This is a genomic window from Saccharospirillaceae bacterium (genome assembly GCA_022448365.1).
In the GTDB taxonomy this organism is placed as follows: Bacteria; Pseudomonadota; Gammaproteobacteria; order Pseudomonadales; family Oceanobacteraceae; genus Bacterioplanoides.
The window spans coordinates 23,677-47,612 of sequence record JAKVCS010000001.1; the positions used below are offsets into that span (position 1 = coordinate 23,677).

The window sequence follows — 23,936 nt, forward strand, 5'->3', positions numbered from 1 at the left end:
CCGGTTATTTTAATATTTTTGAGGCTACTTTATTTGCTACTGGTGATCGACTCTGCACACCTTCTTCACTCGCCTGCCATTGTGGTGGTGCAGGATTTCTTCGTAGCAAATAACGTAAGTCATCAAATACATCGTCGATCTGGATTTTGCCGCCATAACTTACGACAACATTACCGCGAGGGTCAGCCAGCCAGATCATGTAATCCCCCATATCTTCAGCACTCACAGCGGAATACAGCTGTGCAACCTGCTCTCCGAGAAAATGTCCGGAAATAGGATCTTCGGTATCTTCTGACAATAAATACCAGCGTTGAACGCGGGCCGCGTCCCTACCAAGAGCACGGTGCAAACGCCACATTTCATCTCGCAGCTGACAATCCGGCACCAGAGACTGGCAGCGAAATATGAGGTACCAGCTGTGCGTTGTTTGCTGCAGTATAGGATCAAGGGTTGGCCAATCCTGAATATTATTGATCTCAGGGAGGATATGACCATTTGCAACCTGCTGCTGCGGAATTCCCCACTGCCAATACCACATGCTCCAGGCAATTGGCACCGGAGCCATAAGTATCACTAATAATAATGTTAACTTCATTTTATCAGCGGCTGGTCTCATTACATTTCTCCGCAGTGATATCCGGTACGCCTTCAATTCAAATACTGTCGCCGACCAAGAATGGCAAATAAGCCAGCAACCACAGCCAACAAAAACCATTGCAGGCTGTAACCCAGATGTCGCTCCGGCGAAACCTGATTAGAACGCCACCATGGAATGAAGTGCTGCCCAGAAACACTGAGCTGTTCGACACTGCTACTGGTAAGATGTAATACGCCAGGAAAGTACTGCGAGCTGTTCGGCCAAACATCTAAGTCGAGTGTTTGAATACGCATCCCTTCCTGATTATTTCCGAGTAATAAATCTTGATTGCGATGGTCAAGCCGTTGCCAAATACCAGCAACGACTATCAGAGGTTTACTGGCAACCGGCTGATAAGCCTCAAGTGTCCCACGCTCTCCTTGTGTATTAACGAACCCGCGGTCGACGAGCCACAAACGTCCATGAATATCCATAAATGGTGTTATCAGAGCGACGCCTACCTGGCCCTGATAAATCCGGTTATCCAGCCATCGGCTTTGTCCATCAATAAAATATCCGGTAAGCGTTAACTGACTGAGGGATTCTGGTAAGGTTTGTGGATTATAGAAAGTATCTGTCTGACTCTGTTGCTGCAAAATTGCACGCTTTACCTGTGCACGCTGCCACTGCCACTGACTTAACAGCAAACCAGCGACAATCAAACTGAGCCAGAAGCACCACCAGAGAAATATCCGCAAAGAAGAACCTCGTCGCAATTTCAACTGGCAGTTCAATCTGCGTTCTGCTTTATTGTTAAAGGTCCCCATTTTCATAAGGAAACTCCGGTGCTGAAACTATTCATTGTGATTACATTTATTCTGATGTTAGTCAGCCTTCTCGCAGGCGCTGGTTTTCTGATAAAAAACCGGCCTATTCAATTGCTGCAATCACTCAAGACGCGGGTAATACTTGCGCTGCTACTGGTATTGCAGCTGACAGCCTGGTTTTATCTCCCTCAAATCACATAAACAAAAATGAATAACCCCACCCAAACAACGTCAACGAAATGCCAGTACCAGGCAGCGGCCTCAAATGCGAAGTGATTATCAGCTGTAAAATGCCCACGAACCACCCTGAACCAGACAACAAATAAGATGGCAGCGCCAATAGTAACGTGCAAGCCATGAAATCCCGTCAGTAAAAAGAAGGTGCCACCGTAAACGCCCGCTTGCAGTGTTAGGCCAAGATGACGGTAAGCTTCAACATATTCGATCCCTTGAACCACCAGGAAAACGAACCCTAATAGCAAAGTCGCTACCAACCAGAGTTTTAGTGATCTGCGGTTACCAGCTCTTAAGGCATGATGGGCTGCTGTCAACGTGACACTTGAAGACAATAACAAAAGCGTATTGATAAAAGGTAAATGCCATGGGTCGATCACCGCATCAGGGCCTTTAATATCTGCCCCAGGGGGATTCAAAAGTGGCCAGCTAAAGGTAAAATCCGGCCATAATAAAGCGCTGATTCCTTTAGCTCCCTCGCCGTCAAGCCAAGGCAATGCGAACGTTCGAATGTAAAATAATGCGCCGAAAAAGGCACCAAAGAACATCATTTCGGAAAAGATAAACCATCCCATACCCTGTCTGAATGAACGGTCCATTTGCTGGTCGTATAAACCACTGTTCGACTCTCTCACTACATCTGCAAACCAGAAGTACATCACCAGCAATACGCCAATAAAACCGACGATTGCGAGCCCTCCCCCCCAGCCGAATGACAAACTGGACCCGGCACCAATAGCCAATACGGCTAACACCAATACTGCAATAATGGGCCAGCGGCTGCTGGCTGGAACATAATAAGTACTACTCATGCTAACCTCCTTCACTACCATCAACCTTGTACAGGTTGTAGGCCAGAGTCAGGCGACGGATATCGTCCGGAACCGCAGCAGACAGAAAATAAATCAGAGGAATATCTTTTTGTTCGAACGGAGCAAAGTCGAGCTCTTGAAAACAAAAGCACTCTATTTTCAGTAAATGTCGGCTCGCTGCTGCCGGGCTAACGCTTGGCACAGCTTTTACAACCACAGCCTGATCACTGATATTACGAAAACGAAACATGACCTGCTGTTTACCGCCAGGACGTATGACCTGGCTACTTTCGAGTGCTTTAAAATCAAGTGCCAAGCCGGCACCGATCTGCGTGACAAATTGGATATCATATTCAACCCCATGACCTGATTGTGAATGGATCAATTCACGATCAGCCGCCTGACTGAGACCGGAAGACCGGCCATTAAGCCCGGTCAGATCACAAAAAACCCGGTAAAGCGGGATCAAAGCCAAAGTAAATAACACCATTGCAACAATAGCCCAGATGGATCGCTGAACCGTCGCCCTGATGGCTGCTTGCCTCGCACTGTCGGTTAACATAGGTTGAGACATATCTAGCTCCGACTCGGTGAGTCGCGTTCTGGTATAAATTCTGGCGGCGTACTGAATGTGTGCGCCGGAGCAGGACTAGGAACGGACCACTCCAGGCCTTCGGCTCCATCCCAGGGCTTGTCGGGAGCTGGCCGGCCGCCACGAATACAACGCACCACAACCACAATTAACAACAGCTGTGATAAACCGAATAAAAAACCACCTACAGATGAAATCATATTAAAGTCAGCAAACTGCAGGGCGTAATCGGGAATACGTCGTGGCATGCCGGCCAGTCCAGAAAAATGCATAGGGAAAAACGTCAGGTTGACGCCAATAACCGATAACCAGAAGTGCCACCGTCCAAGAGTTTCACTGGGATAAAAGCCAGTCCATTTCGGTAGCCAGTAATAAATACCCGCGATTATTGCAAAAATAGCTCCGGGAACCAGGACATAATGAAAGTGAGCCACCACAAAGTAGGTATCATGATACTGAAAATCAGCCGGAACAATTGCCAACATCACGCCTGATAAGCCGCCGATAGTAAATTGCACTATAAATGCCAAGGCAAACAACATCGGTATTTCAAAACTGATCGACCCCTGAAACAATGTGGCAACCCAGTTAAATACCTTTACGCCGGTTGGCACTGCGATCAGCATCGTGGTGTACATAAAAAACAATTGTGCTGGCAATGGCATTCCAACGGTAAACATATGATGAGCCCAAACTACGAAGGACATTATGGCGATGGAGGCGGTTGCATAGACCATTGAACGGTAACCAAATAACCGTTTGCGTGAAAATGCCGGAATAATCAAGGAGACAATACCGAAGGCCGGCAAAATCATAATATAAACTTCCGGATGACCAAAGAACCAAAATAAATGCTGAAATAAAACCGGGTCACCACCGCCAGCAGCATTAAAAAAGCTGGTTCCAAAGTTAATGTCCATTAACATCATCGTCACCACACCGGCAAGTACGGGCATGACCGCAATCAATAAGAACGCCGTGATCAGCCAAGTCCATACAAAGAGAGACATATCCATTAAGCGCATACCCGGGGTTCGCATATTAATAATGGTTGCAATAATATTGATGGCCCCAAGAATGGAGCTAATACCGGCTAAGTGAATAGAAAGAATAAAGAAATTAGTTGATGGTGGTGCATACGTTGTTGAAAGTGGAGCATAAAAAGTCCAGCCAAAATTCGGCCCTCCACCCTCCATTAACAAGGTACTTAGTAGCATCCCAAACGCGACAGGCAATAACCAAAAACTGAAATTATTCAGGCGTGGTAGTGCCATATCAGGAGCACCAATCTGCAACGGCACCATCCAGTTGGCAAGACCAACAAATGCAGGCATAACCGCACCAAAAACCATAATCAATCCGTGCATTGTAGTCATCTGATTAAAAAATTCAGGCTGTACAAATTGAAGACCTGGTTGGAATAATTCAGCACGGACCACCAACGCCATCAATCCACCAACAAATAGCATGGTGCAGGAGAATATCAGATACAGTGTGCCGATCTCTTTATGATTGGTAGTTACCAGCCAGCGCATCAGACCTGAGGTCTGCGCATGAGAATCAGAGTGAAGATCCGTTTGCATCAGCAACCTCCTCAGATTGAGCAGTAATGGTTTGAGCAGAGCCTGACTGCTCCTGCATTAAACGTTGCGAAATCTCTCCAGGCTGAACGACATCTCCGCTGTCGTTACCCCAGGCGTTGCGCTCATAGGTGATAACGGCTGCCAGATCGGAGACTGACAGCACCTGGCCGAATGCAGACATCGCAGTTCCGGCACGACCAAACAACACACTATCGATGTGCTCTTGCCTTCCGGATTCTTGTTTCATTAGGGCACTGCCTGCAAGTGCCGGAAATACTGGTGGTATACCGGCACCATTTGGCTGATGACAGGATGAGCAATAGGTGCTGTAAACTGTCGCGCCCTGGGTCATCAATTCCTCCAACGTCCATTCTTTATTTGCACCACTGGCTTCCGCTTGCTGTTCAGCTTTTTTATCAGCTAACCAGCGGTTGTATTCGTCTAGCTCCACAGCTTTTACCTCTATCGGCATAAAACCGTGGTTACGGCCGCAAAGCTCGGCGCACTGGCCGCGATAAATACCGGGTTCTTCAATCAAAGCCCAGCTTTCGTTGATGAATCCGGGCACCGCATCTTTTTTTACCGCTAACTCCGGCACCCACCAGGCATGAATTACGTCGGCCGACGTCAGTAGAAATCGGATTTTTTTACCAACCGGCACAACCAGAGGTTCATCCACCTCCAGTAAATAATGGGTTCCTTTGTTTTGCAGATTTTCAATTTGTTCAGGTGGGGTAGATAAATTGGAAAAATAACTGACATCCTGCTCCATATATTCGTATCGCCAGCGCCACTGATATCCGGTAATAAGTACGTCAAGATCGGCAGCGCTTGGGTCATACATTTTTTTCAGAGTTGCGGTAGCGGGGATAGCCATTGCGACCAAAATCAGCAAAGGTACAGCCGTCCAGAGCAGCTCTACCCAGGTATTTTCGTGAAAGTGTGACGCTTTAGAACCCTTGGATTGACGATAGCGAATAAGCGACCAGAACATAACGCCGAATACCACCACCGCGATTGCGACGCAAATCCAGAAAATAATCATGTGTAAGGAAAAGACTTCCCGGCTGATTTCTGTGACGCCTATCGGTAGGTTCCATGTAGATTCTCTGCTCACCGCCATACAGACTCCTTGATGATCTGCTTATGTACAGTAAAGACAGAAGCGTATCCCGACTCAACCTGATCTATCCTGAGATTTTTATTATTTTAAGAGCACATAGTAATACCCAACTATTCTTTTATAATTCCAAATTATTTAATGAGCTTCATGATTTTTCAGATCCCCAGTAAAAAATTATAGAAATCAATAACCTGAAAGTAGTTTCCATAAGAAATGGAAATATCAGCCTTAAGAACTTAGGAGAACAAAGAAACGCTGCTAAGAGTAATTTACTCTGAGCAGCGTGTTAGAAATTTAGGAAGGTATTCAGAAACTGGCAAAAGATTTGGACTTACGATGAAAATCACGCGTTCCCAGGTAAGTGATCAGACCACTCTTGTCGACTCGACACTTTGCGTAACCGGACTGTGACGAATCCGACACATCGAAGTAAATATCATAATACTCATGCGTTTCTCGGCTTGAGAACTCATCAAGAGCGATTCTCGTTCCCGGAGGCATCTCATGAGTCGTGTAAGCGCGGCAGTGTGACATTGCATCTCCCAACGTATCTACATCACCCTGAAGGTTAAAATCATTGGAGTTCATACAGGCGTTACACCCGATGGCCAGAACCATCAGTCCCAGATATCGAATCAAAGGGGAGGTCTCTCTTCTATTGATATATATCATTACTATAATAACCGACATCCAAATACGGAAGGAGTATTACGTTGCAGAGCGTTAAGCTCAGTTTCCCTATGTAAAAACACTGTCTGATGCGTACGTTATTTCAGCATAGTCCTGTGGCCATTTTTTTAAAGCCGATGATATGGGAAAGTCAGGTAAGAAATAGTCCATACCTGAGCTGGACATTGTTCATTGTGTGTTCAGGCGAGACGCTCTAGAATGCCCGGCCTAACAACCAAGTGACTAAAGAATCAGTAATAGCAAAGTATGAATTCGATTTTCCCACTCATCCCCATCAAACTCATCTTTCTCGCCGCAACTATTTATATCTGGAAGCAGTTATTTAAGCACGGATTAGAAAAGCAGCAGACCAAGGCTGCAAAAATGATGCTTGCAGCGGGTGTTCTGAGCATTGTTTTGTCGGTTATCTCCGTTGGTAAGATTTATCCTTATGGGGTTGCGGTCGATCTGCTGGTCTTTGCCACGGCAACCACCCTATTTATGACATTACCCAAATCCAGTTTTCCACTGCGTCTGCTTGCAACACTGGTGCTGGCTATTCCGGTCATGGGGCCACTGGCCTATCTGCTGCACTATATTGTTGTTGGTGGCGCTATGAATAAAGACAGTTTCATTGCGGTGTATCAGACGACCGGTAACGAAGCATTCGAATATCTGTCGACATTCACTTCAGTCGTTGCCATTTTACCGGTTATCGCTTTGCTGATTCTACTGGCGTGGGTTGGTAAACACGAAGGCAAAACAAGCCGCACATTACCAACACAAGTCGCGATAAAACTCATCGCGATATCTGTCTTCCTGATTGCGCTCGCGCCGATTGAGAAAGGTTTGTTTAGCCACCCGGTGAAAGTGTATATCAGCTACATTGAAGAGATACAGTCCAGTAAGGAAAGGCTCTCGTCATTTAATGCACGCGATATTAAGAAGTCTTATACCGCAACCAAAGATGAAAAAGCTGAGGTTTATGTCGTTATTGTCGGCGAATCACTGAATAAACATCACATGAGCGTGTATGGTTATCCGCTGAATACGACTCCGGAACTGAAAAAACTGCAACAGCAAGACAACTTATATATTGCTGCTAACTCTTACTCCAATTATCCAGGCACCATGGCCGCCCTGTCCTACGCGCTAACGGAAGCCAATCAGAAAAATCAGAAAACCTACCTGGAGTCTGTGGGTCTCGTCGAGGTGCTGAATGACGCAGGCTTCAGTACCCATTGGTTGGGTAATCAGCCACTATCCAATAGTTATGACATGATTCTTGGGTTGATCGCTAAGGAAGCACAGGACGTGCAACTGACTTTTGATATCGAGTTCCACAGCATGTCACACAAGAACCATAAACCTGATGGTGTTTTATTGCCGCTTTACTCAACCAAACTTGATCAACTGGATAACCAACAGAGCCATGTAATCTTTGTGCATTTGATGGGCAACCATACCAACTACTGTGAGCGTTATCCGGAAGAATACAATCGCTACGAAGTATCAGCTCTGGATGCTGCCTGGCTGCACATATTCAAGGGTGGGCTTGGACACAGCAGGGAGTGTTACGATAACAGCGTTCTATACAATGACTTCGTCGTTTCTGAGATTATTACCGGCCTCAGGCAATCTCTTGGTGAACAAGGGGTTGGCGGTGTTTTGTATTTTGCAGATCATTCGGAGGACATAAAACGCGGCGTCGGTCACTCTACCGCCAATTTCTCCTATGACATGGTAGAGTCGCCAGCGATTATGTGGCTGTCGGAAGGCTATAAACAAAAACATCCAGAGAAAACATCATCACTGGTGGCAAACCAGAGTGCATTTTTCCCAAATGACTTCATCTTCGATACGGTGTTGGGCATGACCAATACCCAAATCAGGGGTGACATCTATTGTGAGCACTGCGACCTCTTCAGCAGTAAGTATCGCTTGCCAGCCAAAGAGGCAACAACTCTCCATGGCAAGAAACCCTATATTCCGGTCAAAGAAGACTTCAGCCTGATTGCATCAGATTAACCGCGTTCGCCACCGCTGCCATGTCGCAAGTAAGAGAACACAGCTCACAGACTGCCTGCTGTCAGTAATAGATCGTACTGAATAACAGCAGGCATTGAAATATCGTCTATGCTTAAAGCAAGGCTTTACAGATTAAAGCAGACATTCACCATGGAGGCAGGTATCAATGACCGATGTAACGAGTCAGGAGCAACCCACGCTTGACGAACAAATCGCTCATCTGGAAGATGAAATTCACCGAATAAGCAACAAGCTGAATAACAGCGGTTTTGTATCAAAAGCACCCGCTGCCACGATCGAGAAAGAGAAAAATCGACTGGAGAGTTTTGAGAAAGATCTTTTGGAACTGCAGGCAAAGGTCGCATCCTGAGCAAACCAATTAAGCTAGTCGCGCTGCCGGGTACGTTTACGAAAAGTGGCCCGGCACTCTTCATCAACCAGAGTAAATATTGAGTAACGCCGTTCACCTGCTTTTACATAGCTTGCCACCTCCTTTCTTCGGCTTGGATGATGAACCTTCAATACTCTGGCTTTACGGAACACCTCCACCTCTTTAAAGAAGCTCTGGGCCAACGCATCGCTGGCTGCCCATGCATCACGATCACGGCATGTCGCGTGGCCAATATGGAAGAACAGTAGTAACGATAATAGAAACAGAAATCTCATGACTAAGTTATCGCCCAGCCTCTCATGACCTTGAGCCTATAATAAAAAAGCCCTGATAACTTTCATTATCAGGGCTTTTTGTTCAGCTTTCTGGCTAGTCATCAGAGCCAAGAGCACCGATCAGATGCAGCAGAGCAGTAAATAAATTGTAGATATTCAGATACAGCGAAGTTGTCGCCATCAGGTAGTTGGTTTCACCACCATTAACGATACGGCTTGTATCAAACAAGATAAAGCCAGACATCAGCAGTACGATACCCGCGCTCAGCGCCAGGTGCATACCGGAAATATTGACACCAAAGAAAGCACCAGCAACAGCCAGCGCCAGCCCCGACAAAATTGCTACAATCAGGCCAACGAAGAGGAACCCACCAAGAAAACTGAAGTCCTTACGGGTAGTGAGAACATAAGCAGACAATGACAGGAATACCACTGCAGTACCACCAAGAGCCTGCATCACTATGGATCCACCATTATTCATACCGAGGTAGTAATTCAGCATAGGACCTAAAGCCGCACCGAGCAGACCTGTAAAGGCAAATACAACCAGCAAGCCAGCCGAAGAGTTGGCAGTACGAGGCAGTGCGAACCAAATCAACAACAGGGCGCTGATACTGAAAATCAGGCCCAGACCATGACCAACACCAACTGCCATAGAGATACCGGCAGTCACTGCACTGAACAGCAGCGTCATCGACAGCAAGGCGTAAGTATTTCTCAGCACTTTGCTGCTATCGTGCTCGACTGCGTGACCCTGCTGAATATCAACCGACTCAACAGCTGCTTCCTGCACTGCTGTCTGCTTCATATTGAGATAATCCGGACGGTTACTCATTTCCTGCTCCTGTAAGGAAGTTAAATTCGTTAACCCGATTGTAGCCAAGCTTCGGGGCAACTAAAACCGGAAACTTATTCGGTTTATGTTTCTTTACTCTAATTTCAGACGACACTCGTCAGCACTGGCGTCAATCTTACAACGCACTTTACGCATTAGCTTCAACATTTTTGCATCATAGGTGCCCTGATCACGCATCGCCAAACGCAGTTGCTGCAATTGCTTGCTGCGCTTTTTCTGCTCCGTTTTGTCCAGCGATTGCCAGTTCTCTGCCGGAACATTGCGTACCTCGGCCTTCACACGGTTCACATAGTTATCGAACTTAAATAGAAAATCCTCCCGCAGCAGCTGTGCTAAGCCTGTGGGAAATTTTTCCTTACGCCCGATCAACTGCATGGTCGATAACGATTGCGGCATATTCATGATCCGCACCGGGCCATCCAGCTGACCTGAGATCAACGCATGGTAAATCACAGCCGGAGCGAGAATGGCATCAACCTGGCGATTAACAAACGACTCGGCAGCGCGCACAGGAGGCTGTGCTATCGCTTTCCCGTTCAACTGTTTTGCCATCGCGACCAGTGTCAGGTCGTCATCCAGAACCCCGAGTTTTTGGCGCGATAAACCGGAAAACGTGCCCTGAGTCGTGCCATTGCGAATAATGTAGCTGTCGCCTAAATAGGCAACACCGGCGACAACATAGTCGCCTTCCTCCATACGCTTGGCCGTTTTCGGACTGGCAATCACCTGGCTGAGAATCTGCAGATGCTGCGTCGATGGCACGGCACCAGGAGCTTCTAAGGTTGCTGTGAATTTATTGAATTCATAGACCTGATTGCCGCGCACAAGGGCTGCATCACACTCACCACTCCTCAACTTCTCAATCAGCTCTTTCTCGTCGGTAAAAGCACGAATATCCAAGGCCAGTCCGTAATGCAGCGAGCGTAATTTTTGATCATCAACAGTGGCATAAATAGGCCCGTTACGTCCAAGGGGGTCCCAAACACAGAAGCTGCGTTCAATTTTACCGTTTACCAGTTGATCGGCATGAAGTTTCTTCAAGGCCCGAACCCGGTTCTGCAATGGCAGGTTCATGTTCATCACAGTGGAGTTCAGTTTCGCCAGTTTCTTTTCTGACAGTTCAGGGAGCGCCACAGCCAATGCGGGTAAGACCATTAGCATCAGAGCCGGACCCACCAGAGTCATTATCCGTTTCATTGTGAGAATCCTTATTATTTTTGTAAGCAGACTCCACCCAACCGCCATGAAATCTTGCTTTATTAAACGCTTAGCGGCGCTATCGTGCATTGACTTCCGTACCATAACAAGAGGCCAAATATGCCAATAAGAAGAACCTTCGTTCATTCAATTACGATTTGTAACAGACCCAGAAGAAAAGTGTCATTAATGTGTTAAGGATAACAATAACAGGAACTGCTACATGTCGACTAACACGCTCAAAACCCCCCTGGAAATGCTATACCACTGGGAGAAAACGCAACCTGATGCTATTTATCTGCGACAGCCTATTGATGGCATCTTTCAAGAATACAGCTGGCACGATGTAGGCCAGAAGGTACGCCGCCTTGCCAGCGCTTTGATTGCGCAGAATTTTGACCAGGGCAGCCACATCGCCATTTTTTCCAAAAATTGTGCTGAGTGGTTTATTGCCGATCTGGCGATCATGATGGCGGGCCATGTATCGGTTCCTATTTACGCCACAGCGGGACCGGAAACTATTCAATACGTGTTGAACCACAGTCATTGTCGAGCCGTATTTATCGGCAAACTCGACGATACGCAAAATCAATGCGATGCCATACCGGAGTCAGTTAAACGCCTGGGTTTTCCTTATCCAAATGTTGAAAATGCCGATATCAGGCTCGATTTTCATTGGTCAGCACTGCAAGCTCAGCCGGCCCATCCAGGCAATCCTGTGCCAGACCTGAAAGACACTATGACCATAATTTATACATCAGGCAGTACCGGCAACCCTAAAGGTGTAGTGAATACGTATGGATCGTATGCTTTTGCCAGCCAACAGTTCGTCGATACAATGGCATTTACGCAAAAAGAACGTGCATTGAGCTATTTACCGTTAGCACACATTACAGAGCGAACCATTGTCGAAGGTTCCAGTTTCTATTGCGGTTGTGAGATTTCGTTTGTTGAAAGTCTCGATACATTTGTCGACGATTTAAAGTCTGTATCACCGACCCTATTCTTGTCTGTGCCACGTCTTTGGACTCGTTTTCAGATGGGAGTTTTAGCGAAAATGTCGCCTAAAAAACTCAATCTGCTTTTGAGTGTTCCCATTCTAAATAAAGTTATCGCACGAAAAATCCGTCAACAACTCGGGCTTGATAGCGTTCGGGTCTTTGGCAGCGGCTCGGCTCCGCTATCTCCGGCCACAATTCGCTGGTACCAACGAATTGGCATTAATATTACCGAAGCATGGGGTATGTCTGAAACCAATGCACTGGGAACGAATTGTCACCCGTTCCGCAGTGATAAAGTCGGTAGCATTGGCCGCCCCTACTCTGGTGTTGAATTACGTATCGCAGATGATGGTGAAATCCAGGTGCGTGGTGATTTTCTGATGAAAGAATATTATCTTGAGCCGGAGAAAACCGCTGAGGTATTCACCGACGATGGCTTCCTGCGTACCGGCGATAAAGGCGAAGTTGACGCTGATGGCTATGTAAAAATCACTGGGAGACTGAAAGAAATTTTTAAAACCGCCAAGGGTAAATACGTTGCTCCGGTTCCGATTGAGTCTCGCCTGATGGAAAACCCGTTAATCGAACAAATCTGCGTAACCGGCTCAAACTTAAAACAACCGATTGCTCTGGTGGTGTTAACCCCAGAAGCCCAGCAGCATGATCAACAGCACATTCGCGCCAGCCTGATGAAGACGCTGGAAAAAACCAATAACAAACTCGAAAGCCACGCGGTATTGGATGGTTTATTGATTGTGCAGGAAGCCTGGACACCGGATAACGGCTTATTAACACCCACGTTAAAAATACGCCGTCATTTATTGGAAGGCCGCTACCAGCAAGCAATTCAACAAGAGCTGACTGATAAAGTTGTTTGGTTGTAATCAATATATCAGCAAGCATCAATACGCCAGCCACAAAAAAACCGCTTCGATTGAAGCGGTTTTTTTTCAGTCAGGCTGAAACCTTAGACCGGAAACCTCAAGGACGGTCATCCTCTTCTTCTTCCAGCTCTGGTGGCATCAGATCTTCACGACTGATGTTCATCATCAACAGAATATTCGCAGCAACATAAATCGACGAATAAGTACCGACAACCACACCAATCATTAACGCCAGTGCGAAGTTATGGATCAGTTCACCGCCAACGATCATTAATGCACCTAACACCAAAGCGGTCGTTAAGGAGGTCATAATGGTACGGCCAAGAGTCTGGTTCAGAGATTCGTTAATCACTTCAACCGGACCACCGCGACGAACAATGCGGAAGTTCTCACGAATGCGGTCAGCCACAACGATGGTATCGTTCAGAGAGTAACCAATAACCGCAAGCAATGCTGCCAGTACCGTTAAGTCAAAATCCCATTGGAACAGCGAGAAGAAGCCAAGAATAATGACCACGTCGTGGAACAAAGCAGCAACCGCGCCCACCGAAAACTTAATCTGGAAACGCGCTGCAACGTAGATCATCACCACAAACAGAGCAAGTAATAAAGCCAAGCCACCCTGATCACGTAACTCTTCACCGACGTTGGCGCCCACGAATTCGGAACGTTTCAGAATGATATTATTACCCTTGGCTTCGTTCTGCAGCACCAGCAATACTTCATTACCCAGATCATCGCGAAATGCTTCAGACATACGTACCAATACGTCAGTTTCTGAACCAAAGTTCTGGACCACAACATCTTTATACCCTGCACCATCGAGAATCTTAGTAATTGCATCGAGGTTTTCCGGTTGCTCATATTCTACTTCCAGCAGCGTACCACCGGTAAAATCCAGACCCAGGTTCAGTCCCTGAGTCGCCAGAGAACCAATAGAAACAACAATCAGTACCGCCGACAGCACCATGGCTGCCATGCGCAGCTTCATAAAATCGTAATTTGGCACCTTACTCATGATTGGCCTCCGATGGATAAAGAATCAATACGACGGCCGCCGTAAACCGTGTTGATGATGGCACGAGTGAGAACAATGGCAGTAAACATCGAGGTGATGATACCGAACGACAGAGTGACCGCGAATCCTTTGACCGGACCGGTACCTGCAGCGAAAAGGATCACCGCAACTAACAACGTGGTTAAGTTGGCATCAAGAATGGTGACAAACGCGCGATCATAACCCTCATGGATCGCTTGTTGTGGCGATCGTCCTGCCAGCAGCTCTTCGCGAATGCGCGAGAAAATAAGCACATTAGCATCCACTGCCATACCAACCGTTAAGACAATCCCGGCAATGCCCGGCAAGGTCAGCGTAGCGCCAATAATGGACATCAATGCAATCAGTATTACCAGGTTAGCGATCAGTGCGATGTTAGCCACCATGCCGAATAGGCGATAGAACACCACCATGGCAACCAGTACCAAAGCCAGGCCCGCCATCACAGAGTTAACACCCATTTCGATGTTTTCTTTACCCAGACTTGGGCCCACCGTGCGCTCTTCAACGAAGAACATCGGCGCAGCCAGAGCACCAGCGCGTAATAACAGGGCCAGCTCCGACGCTTCAGCCGATTCCAGACCAGTGATACGGAAGCTGGAGCCTAACGTGCTCTGAATCGTGGCCAGAGAAATAATCGATTTCTCGACCACCTGAATGGTTTTTTGCTGCTCAACCCCATCCACCAGTTCATACGTGGTCTTAGGCTTGCGTTCGACAAACAGCACCGCCATGCGACGCTTAATATTCTTGCGCGTCACTTGAGTCATGCGCGCCCCACCTTTGGAATCGAGATCGATATTCACCTGTGGGAAACCATTTTCATCAAAGGAAGGCTGGGCGTTGGTTACACTGTCGCCAGTGGTAATGATGGTTTTCTGCAATCTTGCGGTGCGGAAACTCTCATTGCGGAAGCTGTACTCCTCCGTTTGGAAACGGCTGGCACCTGGCTCGGCCTCGAGACGAAATTCAAGGTTGGCGGCTTTACCCAAAATCTTCTTCGCTTCAGCCGTATCCTGAACACCCGGCAACTCGACCACAATACGGTTACGGCCCTGACGCTGAACCAGCGGTTCGGCAACACCCAGTTCATTAACCCGGTTACGAATGGTGGTTAAGTTTTGCTTAATCGCATAGTTTTCGAACGACTTAATTTGCTGCTCAGTAACACGCAACACGAGATCATAGAATTCGCCGTTATCTTCGGAAGAGCGCAGAAACTCGTTGTAATTTCGGGCAACAAAATTAGATGCTTCATCGCGTATTTCAGAATCAACGAAGCTGATGCGCAAGCTCTGACCTTCGACCTGAATCCGGCGGTACTTCAGCTTTTCTTCTCGCAGCTTGTTACGCATTTCCTGACGGTAGTTTTTAATCTTACTGGCCAGGTAATCAGCCATATCCACCTCCATCAGGAAGTGCACACCACCACTCAGGTCCAGACCCAGTGTCATGGGCCCGGCACCCAGATTAACCAGCCATTCGGGCGTGGTTGGTGCAAGGTTCAGGGCAACAATATATTCATCACCCAGCAAGCGCTGCACCGCAGCTTTTGCCGATAGCTGATTTTTGGTTTCGGTCAAACGGAACAATGCCGTGCTGCCTTTGACTTCTTCACCGAAGAATTCGATATCATTTTCATTGAGCGCCTGGCGTACCTGATTCAGTGTCAATTCGCTCATCTCAGCGCCGGAACGGGCCGGCGTTACCTGAATAGCCGGATCGGGCGGGTACAGGTTTGGCGCAGCGTAGATGACCGACAGCACCAGCACCAGCAAGATCAGAATGTGTTTCCAGATGGGTGTTTTATTGAGCATACAACTGCCCTTCTTCCTTATTGTGGTCCTTAAACAGCAACAAAGACGGCCGCCCGAAACGGACGCCGCCTTGTGGGTGCAGACCTGAAGGTCTGCCAAATCTGATTAAGCTTTAATTTCTTTGATGGTGCCTTTTGGCAATGCTGCTGTCACTGCAACTTTCTGAACCGGCAGCTCCACGCCTTTAGATACTTCGATTACGATGAAGTCGTCAGTCACTTTGGTTACTTTGCCGAGCATACCGCCAGCTGTTACCACTTCGTCACCCACTGACAGGTCACCAATCAGTGCCTTGTGTTCTTTCTGACGTTTGCTCTGCGGGCGCCACAACAAAAAGTAGAAAATCAGCAGAAAGCCACCCAGAAAAATCAGCTGCCCGGTGACACCCATTGGCTGAGCGGCAGCGCCTTCTGCGAAGGCCAGTGGTGAAGTAGCTAAAGCCAATGCGGCTAACAGTGCTTTCATTAAAAATATCCCCAATGTCATTAGTTTGTGCAGCTTGCCGCACGATTATTACAAGATTTGAACAGGTTAGCGTTATCCATCATCGCCAGCATTAACCGGCTCCTCAAGCGGCGGCGTTTGCAGACCTCGCTTGGCATAGAATTCATCAACAAAGTCGGCAAATGTACCTTCTTCCAGAGAGCGGCGCAAACCAGCCATCAGCGTCTGGTAATAATGGAGGTTGTGAATGCTATTTAAAGTAGCGCCCAGTATTTCTTTACACTTGTCCAGATGGTGGAGATAGGCGCGACTGAAATTTTTACAGGTATAACAATCGCATTCCGCATCCACTGGCTCGGTACTGGTGCGATTAGCTGCGTTACGGATTTTTAAAACGCCAGTCGAGGTAAACAAGTGCGAATTGCGCGCATTACGTGTTGGCATCACACAGTCGAACATATCAACACCGCGACGAACCCCCTCCACCAGATCTTCTGGCTTGCCCACACCCATGAGATAACGTGGCTTGTCTTTCGGCATTTTCGGTGCAGTGTGTTTCAGAATGCGCATCATATCGGGCTTGGGTTCTCCCACGCTTAAACCGCCAATGGCGTAACCGTCAAAACCGATATCAGTAAGACCCTGAAGTGACTCATCACGCAGGTCCTCGTACATTCCGCCCTGAATAATACCAAACAGCGCGGACGGATTGTCTCCATGCGCATCTTTGGAACGTTTAGCCCAGCGCAATGACATACGCATAGAATCAGCCGCTTCCTGGGTGGTAGCAGGATAAGGTGTGCATTCATCAAAGATCATCACGATGTCAGAGCCAAGATCTCGCTGTACCTGCATCGAACTCTCTGGTGTCATCAGAACTTTTTCGCCGTTCACCGGGGATTTAAAGGTAACTCCTTCCTCCGTGATCTTGCGCATATCGCCCAGGCTGAAAACCTGAAAACCACCGGAATCGGTCAGAATAGGTTTGTCCCAACCGATAAAGTCATGCAGATCTCCGTGCTGCTTGATGATTTCAGTGCCAGGACGCAACATCAGGTGAAACGTGTTGCCCAGGATGATATCCGCGCCCAGATCATTAATCTGATCCGGGTTCAGGCCCTTCACTGTGCCGTAGGTACCCACTGGCATAAATGCCGGCGTCTGCACCTCACCTCGCGGAAACTTCACGGTTCCACGGCGGGCATAACTGCTGCCATCGGTAATTTCCGAGTGCAACTCAAAATTCATAAAACATTCACGCGTCATATTCTGTAAACCTGACTATTTTGCCGACCTGTCAGCGGTTGGATAACCCGCTCAGACCTCTTCCGGGGTAACAAACATAGCATCCCCATAACTGTAAAAACGGTACTGTTCAGCAATCGCCTGCTCGTAGGCAGACATTACCTGTTGTTTCCCTGCAAACGCCGAAACCAGCATTATTAACGTCGATTCCGGGAGGTGAAAATTGGTGATCATGGCATCCACGCTGCGAAATTGGTAACCCGGAAAAATAAAGATCTCACTGTCATCATAAAACGTGGCAATTGCACCTTCCTGACTGGCACTTTCGAGACTTCTGACGGAGGTTGTTCCAACGGCAATGACACGCTTACCCTGGCGGCGAGTGTGATTTACCGCATCCACCACTTGTTGCGAGACTTCGATGTATTCTGAATGCATCTTATGTTCATGCACGTCATCAACTTTTACTGGCTGAAACGTACCAGCACCTACATGCAAGGTCACATAAGCAAAGTTAACACCTTTGTCTCTCAAACGATCCAGCAAACCATCATCAAAGTGGAGACCGGCCGTAGGTGCCGCAACGGCTCCCGGCTTTTCTGCGTAGACTGTCTGATAGCGTTCTTTATCTTCTTCTGCGTCGTCACGTTCCATATACGGAGGCAGAGGCATATGGCCGACGTCATTAAGCAGGTCCAGCAACGGTTTGTCGGTTGCGAACTTCAGATGAAACAGAGCCCCATCACGACCAACTACATCGACAGCAACGCCGTCTTCTTTACCACCACCAAGATAGATCGTCTGACCCGGCTTGGGCGAGCGTGACGATTTCAGATGCGCCAATGCCTCACGTTCATTCAGCACACGCTCTATCAACGCCTCCAGTTTGCCGCCACTCTCTTTTTCACCGTAGAGGCGCGCCGGGATTACCTTGGTATTGTTAAATACCAGTAAATCGCCAGGCTCAATCAGGGCTTCGATATCACGGAAAATTTTATGTTCAACAGCACCACTTTGGCCGTTGAGGCACAATAAACGCGATGCACTGCGCTCTGCCATAGGGTGGCGGGCAATCAGCTGATCTGGCAGTTCAAAATTAAAATCGCTGGTTTTCATTTTTTCTGACGTCGTTTGAGAGGAGCGCAACTCAGTAGTGGAGCGCCGTGCTCATTGAAAGTGCGGCAAGATTACCGGATAAGTTCCACTAAGTTAAGGAAATCATTAGAAAAAAGTATTGACACTTAAGAGATCCCCTGTAGAATGCGCCGCCACTGACACAGCAGATGCCGATTTGCCAGAGTGGCGAAATTGGTAGACGCAGGGGATTCAAAATCCCCCGCCTTAACGGGTGTGCCGGTTCGAGTCCGGCCTCTGGTACCAGTTATGCAGGTACACTTCGGCTCTCATCCGTCAGTGACAATGATTCAGCAAATATCTACTGCTTGCTGAATGAAAAATGCCCAGGTGGTGGAATTGGTAGACACGCTAGCTTCAGGTGCTAGTGGCCGTATGGCCGTGGGAGTTCAAGTCTCCCCCTGGGCACCATAGATCATTGGTTTGATTATGTGGTGCCGCATTTTTCGAAGACACACTGTATTTAGCATCTTCCCAACGATGCTAAACGCCTTGCCCAGGTGGTGGAATTGGTAGACACGCTAGCTTCAGGTGCTAGTGGCCGTATGGCCGTGGGAGTTCAAGTCTCCCCCTGGGCACCATCTAAAGCGATGCATTTCTCTAAAACGCCCCCAAAATTTTCCGCCCAACGCAAAGATCAGCTTTTTCTCTGACTACCCTCTCATACCTCATGTGAACCACAACTGCGCTCTGACTGGTACAGGGTGACCTGATTACGTCCATTTTCCTTCGACTGATACAAAGCGTCATCTGCAAACTTAACCCAGTCATCAGCACGACTGCCAGAGTCAGGTACACCGCCGTAAATACCAATACTCACAGTCACTGCCACCCCAACTTCAATGCGGTCAAAATTCAGCTGCTGCACACCACCACGCAAGCACTCAGCAACGTGGCAGGCTCCACGAGTGTCCGTATTTGGCAAAATCAAAACAAACTCTTCTCCACCATAGCGTGCTATGAAATCGGTATTACGATGAACCCCGTGTTTTATGGCCTGAGCAACGGCGCGAAGAATGTCATCACCCGCCTGGTGACCATAGCTATCGTTGATTTTCTTAAATCTATCAATATCGAGCATGAGTATACTTAAAGGCTCACGCTCGCGGACAGCACGAGCCAATTCGCGATCAATCACATCCTCAAAAAACCGGCGATTACGCAACGCCGTCAGTGGATCAGTGGTACTCAGGTATTCCAATCGCTGATTCAGTTTTTCCAGCTCTCCGGTGCGTTGCCTCACTCTGGATTCAAGCGTTTCATTGGCGCGACGCTGAACTTCCAACGCACGATCCTGAGCTTCACGGGCCTCACGCTCATGCTCCAACGCTTTCTCCTGAGCATATCGCGCGTTACGCTCCTGAGTCAGTGCATCCTCTTGAGCAACCCGAGCAATTTTTTCATGTTCAAATGCAGTCAGCTGAGCTTCAAAGCGCACACGCTTTTCCTGATTTAGCCGATCGGCCAGAGCAAACGATAACAGGATAACCTCCAAGACTGAACCAATCTGAATAGCGTATTCAGTAAAAGAATTACGCGGAATAAAATCGAACTTATTCAGGGCCAGAATAACGCCACCACACAGCATTGACGACCATGCAATGGTATAAAAACGCGCCGAAGGATACCCCTGAATCCAGCGCACAACGCCCCCATAAAGAGCACAAAAAATCGCAATAATCGCCACTGCAATTAAACTACGAATCATAAGATGATAAGGAGAGAAATTACTGATTATAAGAATACTAAAAGCGGAGATCGCTACAACACTGAATAATCGCTGCAATAACGCCATATCATTTTTCAATGATAGAAAATTCATCGTGAATAAGCTGCCAAAGATCACAATGCCCGCGAGTGAAACAACAATACTCTGATCATTCCAATAGGTAGCATATGGCCATAAATACTGGAAGTTAAAGCCATGCAAACTACCGATAAATGCAGTCATACTGGCAACGTATAAGACGTAATAAAGGTAGTTAATTTCCCGTACAGACAAAAATACAAATAGGTTGTACAACACCATAATCAACATGATGCCGTAATAAATCCCCATACCGAACAACTGCCCCATTTCTTCTATAAAAAATGATCGTTCATGCCATACAGTCAAGGGGAATTGCATAGAGCTGGATGTTTCTACCCGGAAGACCCATTCCTGCTGCTCTTCAGGCTCCAGAGTAAATGGAAGTATAAAAAATCGATGGGGAATGGGTCGCTCACTATGTGGTTGTTTATCACCATAATGATGCAATTGCCAGTCACTTTTCTGACCATTTTTTATACTGCGTCGATACAAACGAATATCGTCAAGTACCGGATAACCAATCTCAAGAAAATAGGGCAAATGCTGCGCTTGGCCATCACTCAATAGAAAACGGAACCAATACACCGAGTTTGTATAGCCAAAAGCCAGATTTTCTACACCACTATCGGCCCAATTCTGGTCTTGTAATGCGTCTATTGTGACGTCGCCTTGAGGGTCCTCCCAGTACTCCACATATGAATCCAGGACAAGAGACGTATCTACATTAGCAAGATCGATTTCCGCTGCGGAATTCGCCAGCGATTGCTGACTGAAAATGAAGATCAGGGGGAGAAGCAAAATCCTGAGCATGTGTGTTAAGAAACCTGATTACAGTGTGCTCGAAGTGTAGTCTATTTGTAACGATTACACCCAATACGGCCATTTTTAAAATTACTTCACACTTTTCAGTGCAAGATTTTGCTAGTGTTCTTGCAGTCGACCCGAAGGGTAGTCGAGATAAAAATAATGTATTGCCGATCATGAGCAAATACAGCCTGATGTGGCCGAGGTGTGGGATGAACATTGGAACGACCGGTATCTTTGTGATACTGATGAGTTTGGTGCTGAGCGCCTGTATTAATGACTACTCGGGCGACGTTGGCGGCGCTTCCGCTGGCGGAGATGGAAAGGTCATCGGCCCGGTCAATGAAAATGGTCGACGTGAGTACATTGCCCAATGCGCTTCCTGCCATGGCGCCGATGGCAATGGCACACCAGCTGGCTCTTCACTAGTCGGGTGTGCCACCTGCACCAGCCAGAGCGTGCTGGCGGATGAGATCAGGCGCACTATGCCGATTGGCAACGTCAATAATTGCCGTGGCGACTGCGCCAGTGACACGGCCGAATACATCCTGCAAGTATTCAACGACCGTATTCTCAGTGGTGGCACCACCAGCCTGGAAGGCGTAACCAATTCCCCTCAAGCCACCACTTTGCGTCGTGCCGCACTGCAATTGAATGGCAGAATGCCCACTGATACTGAACTGGCACTGGTCAACGACAAAGGCGACATTGGTCTCAGTCAGGCACTATCAGCGATGATGGAAGAGCCCGCCTTCTACCAAACACTGATGGAAGTATTTAACGAGCAACTACTGACCGACAAATACCTCAGCAGCAACTTATTCGAAGGCGGCATCAACCTGCTCGACAACGAAGATTTTCCTGAACGAAAGTGGTACAACGCTGCTTATACCGCCGCCAACGAAAATCGCATACGCAGCTGTGTTCGCACGATCACCAACGATGCCGTTGCCAGAGCCCCCCTCGAATTGGTTCGCCACCTGTCGCAAAACGGCAAACCCCACACCGACTTTATGACTGCCGATTACATCATGGTGAACTGGTACAGCCAAAAGGTGTATGAAGCTGAGCTGATTGATCCCAATGCGACATTCCGTGAACTGGACTCCCCGGTTTGTTCTGACCCTAGCCGCACTGACGTTACCCTGAGTCATGACCCGAATGATTTTAAACCTGCACGCATCACAAAAGATCTTGAATTCGAAAATGGAGGCATTCCGCATTCAGGTATCCTGACCTCCGCAATGTTTCTTAATCGCTATCCAACCACCTTTACCAATCGCAATCGTCATCGCTCAAAAATTGTGTTCGATTATTTTCTCGATACCGACATTCTGCGGATTCAAGGCGATCGCCCGGGAGATGGTATTGGTAACGGTAAGCCCAACCCTACCCTGCTGGATCCCGCTTGTTATGCCTGTCACCAGGTTATGGACCCAGTCGCCTCTGCCTTCCAGCACTGGACCGACAGGGGACAATACATTGTCACCGGCAGTACCTCGCGCAATCGCTGGGATAACGCCGACATTGAACCGGCGGGCCTGGCTGGCAAAAAAGTACCGCTGTCTGGCAGCACCGGTTATTTCAGAAATATGTTGCAGTGGCTGGGTAAAGAGATTGCTAACGACCCTCGCTTTATTCGCGCCACAGTAAGAACTCTGTACAAGGGCATCGTTGGCCAGGATCCGTTATTGGCGCCCGGGGAAAGCGCCAGCGACGCAGATAAACAAGCGTTTAATTCCCAACGAGCGGTACTGAACGCCATCGGCCAAGCCATGGTCGCAGATGGCTGGAACTTAAAAACCGCGATTAAGGGAATAATAATGAGTCCCTACTACCGCGCGGCAGACGTCGATACCAGCGCCCTGAGCAGTAACGACCACATTGGCTCCAGCCAATTCTTGAGCCCAGAGCAGTTACAGAAAAAACTCAAGGCGACCTTTGGTTTTGTATGGGATGACCTGCGCTGGGAAGATCATCGCCTGATGCTAGGCGGGATGGACTCAGACTCGATCACAGAGCGTATTCGTGAACCGAGTGGTTTGATGATTGCCATTCAGAATCGCATGGCGGTTGAAATGGCGTGTCGCGGAGTGCCCTACGACTTTACCTGGCATAACAGCAAGCGTCGCTTATTTCCGCACGTCGAAACTTCAACCCGTCCTGTTGATGACGATGGCAACCCGGATCAGGACGGTATTAATGCCATTAAACACAACATTCAGCACTTGCATTGGCGCCTGACCGGTGAAAGCTTGTCATTAAATCATGCCGAGATTGAAGCCAGTTTTCAGTTATTTATGGATGTCTTTAACCTCGGTCAGGATATGATGGAGAACCCCGGGGATTATGACCCCTGGCCGGAACATCTGGCTTGTCAGGCTTACCGCGACTTCCGCGACAACGGTAGTTTTGGGGACCGCTTCGCGCATGGTGCAAAAATTGATGACGTGCAAATCCCGCCGGAACAACAGCGTACTCGCATCACTAATGATGACAATTACGTTGTCCGCTCCTGGATCGCTGTTGTTACCTATTTATTGTCTGATTACCGCTTTATTTACCAATAGGGGGTG

Annotated in this window: 20 protein-coding genes and 3 tRNA genes; 7 read left to right on the forward strand and 16 right to left on the reverse strand. The window is 47.9% G+C overall.

The annotated features are described in order from the left end of the window. Positions 1–4: 4 nt before the first annotated feature. The 7 genes from MK185_00125 to MK185_00155 form a co-directional block, all read right to left on the reverse strand. On the reverse strand, positions 5–616 hold the full coding sequence (locus MK185_00125) for a hypothetical protein (GenBank protein MCH2039029.1): 612 nt from the start codon (positions 614–616) through the stop codon (positions 5–7). A gap of 32 nt (positions 617–648) precedes the next feature. Beyond that, entirely contained in the window at positions 649–1,410 is a 762-nt protein-coding gene (locus MK185_00130) for an SURF1 family protein (protein ID MCH2039030.1), read from the reverse strand. A 182-nt stretch (positions 1,411–1,592) separates the two neighbouring features. Beyond that, positions 1,593–2,471, reverse strand: coding sequence for a cytochrome c oxidase subunit 3 (locus MK185_00135; protein ID MCH2039031.1), 879 nt, complete (start codon positions 2,469–2,471; stop codon positions 1,593–1,595). Beyond that, entirely contained in the window at positions 2,452–3,024 is a 573-nt protein-coding gene (locus MK185_00140) for a cytochrome c oxidase assembly protein (protein ID MCH2039032.1), read from the reverse strand. Before MK185_00140 ends, MK185_00135 begins: the two co-directional genes overlap by 20 nt. 2 nt (positions 3,025–3,026) lie before the next feature. Further along, a complete protein-coding gene (gene ctaD, locus MK185_00145; protein ID MCH2039033.1) occupies positions 3,027–4,625 on the reverse strand; it encodes a cytochrome c oxidase subunit I in 1,599 nt (532 codons plus the stop codon). After that, a complete protein-coding gene (gene coxB / locus MK185_00150; GenBank protein MCH2039034.1) occupies positions 4,603–5,748 on the reverse strand; it encodes a cytochrome c oxidase subunit II in 1,146 nt (381 codons plus the stop codon). Before coxB ends, ctaD begins: the two co-directional genes overlap by 23 nt. 306 nt (positions 5,749–6,054) lie before the next feature. Continuing rightward, positions 6,055–6,336, reverse strand: a complete 282-nt coding sequence (locus MK185_00155) for a hypothetical protein (protein ID MCH2039035.1) — start codon at positions 6,334–6,336, stop codon at positions 6,055–6,057. 348 nt (positions 6,337–6,684) lie between these two features. On the opposite strand from MK185_00155, the gene MK185_00160 reads away from it, so the two are divergent. Then, positions 6,685–8,445 carry a phosphoethanolamine transferase gene (locus tag MK185_00160; GenBank protein ID MCH2039036.1) on the forward strand — a complete coding sequence of 587 codons (1,761 nt, stop codon included), beginning with the start codon at positions 6,685–6,687 and terminating at the stop codon, positions 8,443–8,445. Between the two features lie 166 nt (positions 8,446–8,611). Next, entirely contained in the window at positions 8,612–8,815 is a 204-nt protein-coding gene (locus MK185_00165; protein ID MCH2039037.1) for a hypothetical protein, read from the forward strand. 14 nt (positions 8,816–8,829) lie between these two features. Here the strand turns inward: MK185_00165 and MK185_00170 are convergent, their stop codons facing one another. The 3 genes from MK185_00170 to MK185_00180 form a co-directional block, all read right to left on the reverse strand. Next, the gene (locus MK185_00170) at positions 8,830–9,111 is read right to left on the reverse strand and encodes a hypothetical protein (protein MCH2039038.1); all 282 of its coding nucleotides are present in this window, start codon (positions 9,109–9,111) and stop codon (positions 8,830–8,832) included. A 94-nt stretch (positions 9,112–9,205) separates the two neighbouring features. Beyond that, entirely contained in the window at positions 9,206–9,946 is a 741-nt protein-coding gene (locus MK185_00175; GenBank protein MCH2039039.1) for a Bax inhibitor-1/YccA family protein, read from the reverse strand. 93 nt (positions 9,947–10,039) lie between these two features. Beyond that, positions 10,040–11,164 (reverse strand): DUF6091 family protein, encoded by a 1,125-nt coding sequence (locus MK185_00180; protein MCH2039040.1) that lies wholly within the window; start codon positions 11,162–11,164, stop codon positions 10,040–10,042. A 223-nt stretch (positions 11,165–11,387) separates the two neighbouring features. Here MK185_00180 and MK185_00185 point away from each other — a divergent pair, with 223 nt between their 5' ends. After that, on the forward strand, positions 11,388–13,049 hold the full coding sequence (locus tag MK185_00185; GenBank protein MCH2039041.1) for an AMP-binding protein: 1,662 nt from the start codon (positions 11,388–11,390) through the stop codon (positions 13,047–13,049). A gap of 97 nt (positions 13,050–13,146) precedes the next feature. Here MK185_00185 and secF read toward each other — a convergent pair whose 3' ends face one another. The 5 genes from secF to queA all read right to left on the reverse strand — a co-directional run bounded on the left by secF (position 13,147) and on the right by queA (position 18,728). Beyond that, complete coding sequence (secF, locus tag MK185_00190) at positions 13,147–14,067, reverse strand: protein translocase subunit SecF (protein MCH2039042.1); 921 nt, start codon at positions 14,065–14,067, stop codon at positions 13,147–13,149. Further along, complete coding sequence (gene secD / locus MK185_00195) at positions 14,064–15,923, reverse strand: protein translocase subunit SecD (GenBank protein MCH2039043.1); 1,860 nt, start codon at positions 15,921–15,923, stop codon at positions 14,064–14,066. Before secD ends, secF begins: the two co-directional genes overlap by 4 nt. A gap of 105 nt (positions 15,924–16,028) precedes the next feature. Beyond that, positions 16,029–16,388: a preprotein translocase subunit YajC gene (gene yajC / locus MK185_00200; GenBank protein ID MCH2039044.1), complete on the reverse strand. Its 360-nt coding sequence runs from the start codon at positions 16,386–16,388 to the stop codon at positions 16,029–16,031. 72 nt (positions 16,389–16,460) lie between these two features. After that, complete coding sequence (gene tgt / locus MK185_00205; protein ID MCH2039045.1) at positions 16,461–17,633, reverse strand: tRNA guanosine(34) transglycosylase Tgt; 1,173 nt, start codon at positions 17,631–17,633, stop codon at positions 16,461–16,463. A gap of 51 nt (positions 17,634–17,684) precedes the next feature. Further along, entirely contained in the window at positions 17,685–18,728 is a 1,044-nt protein-coding gene (queA, locus tag MK185_00210) for a tRNA preQ1(34) S-adenosylmethionine ribosyltransferase-isomerase QueA (GenBank protein MCH2039046.1), read from the reverse strand. A gap of 177 nt (positions 18,729–18,905) precedes the next feature. Between queA and MK185_00215 the strand changes: the two genes are divergently transcribed. The 3 genes from MK185_00215 to MK185_00225 all read left to right on the forward strand — a co-directional run bounded on the left by MK185_00215 (position 18,906) and on the right by MK185_00225 (position 19,327). After that, a tRNA-Leu gene (locus tag MK185_00215) sits at positions 18,906–18,992 on the forward strand. 78 nt (positions 18,993–19,070) lie between these two features. Continuing rightward, positions 19,071–19,157: transfer RNA gene (locus MK185_00220), tRNA-Leu, on the forward strand. Between the two features lie 83 nt (positions 19,158–19,240). Further along, positions 19,241–19,327 (forward strand) — tRNA-Leu (locus MK185_00225). An 80-nt stretch (positions 19,328–19,407) separates the two neighbouring features. On the opposite strand, the gene MK185_00230 is transcribed toward MK185_00225, so the two are convergent. Further along, positions 19,408–21,366, reverse strand: a complete 1,959-nt coding sequence (locus MK185_00230) for a diguanylate cyclase (protein MCH2039047.1) — start codon at positions 21,364–21,366, stop codon at positions 19,408–19,410. A 206-nt stretch (positions 21,367–21,572) separates the two neighbouring features. Between MK185_00230 and MK185_00235 the strand changes: the two genes are divergently transcribed. After that, positions 21,573–23,930, forward strand: coding sequence for a hypothetical protein (locus MK185_00235; GenBank protein MCH2039048.1), 2,358 nt, complete (start codon positions 21,573–21,575; stop codon positions 23,928–23,930). Positions 23,931–23,936 lie beyond the last annotated feature (6 nt).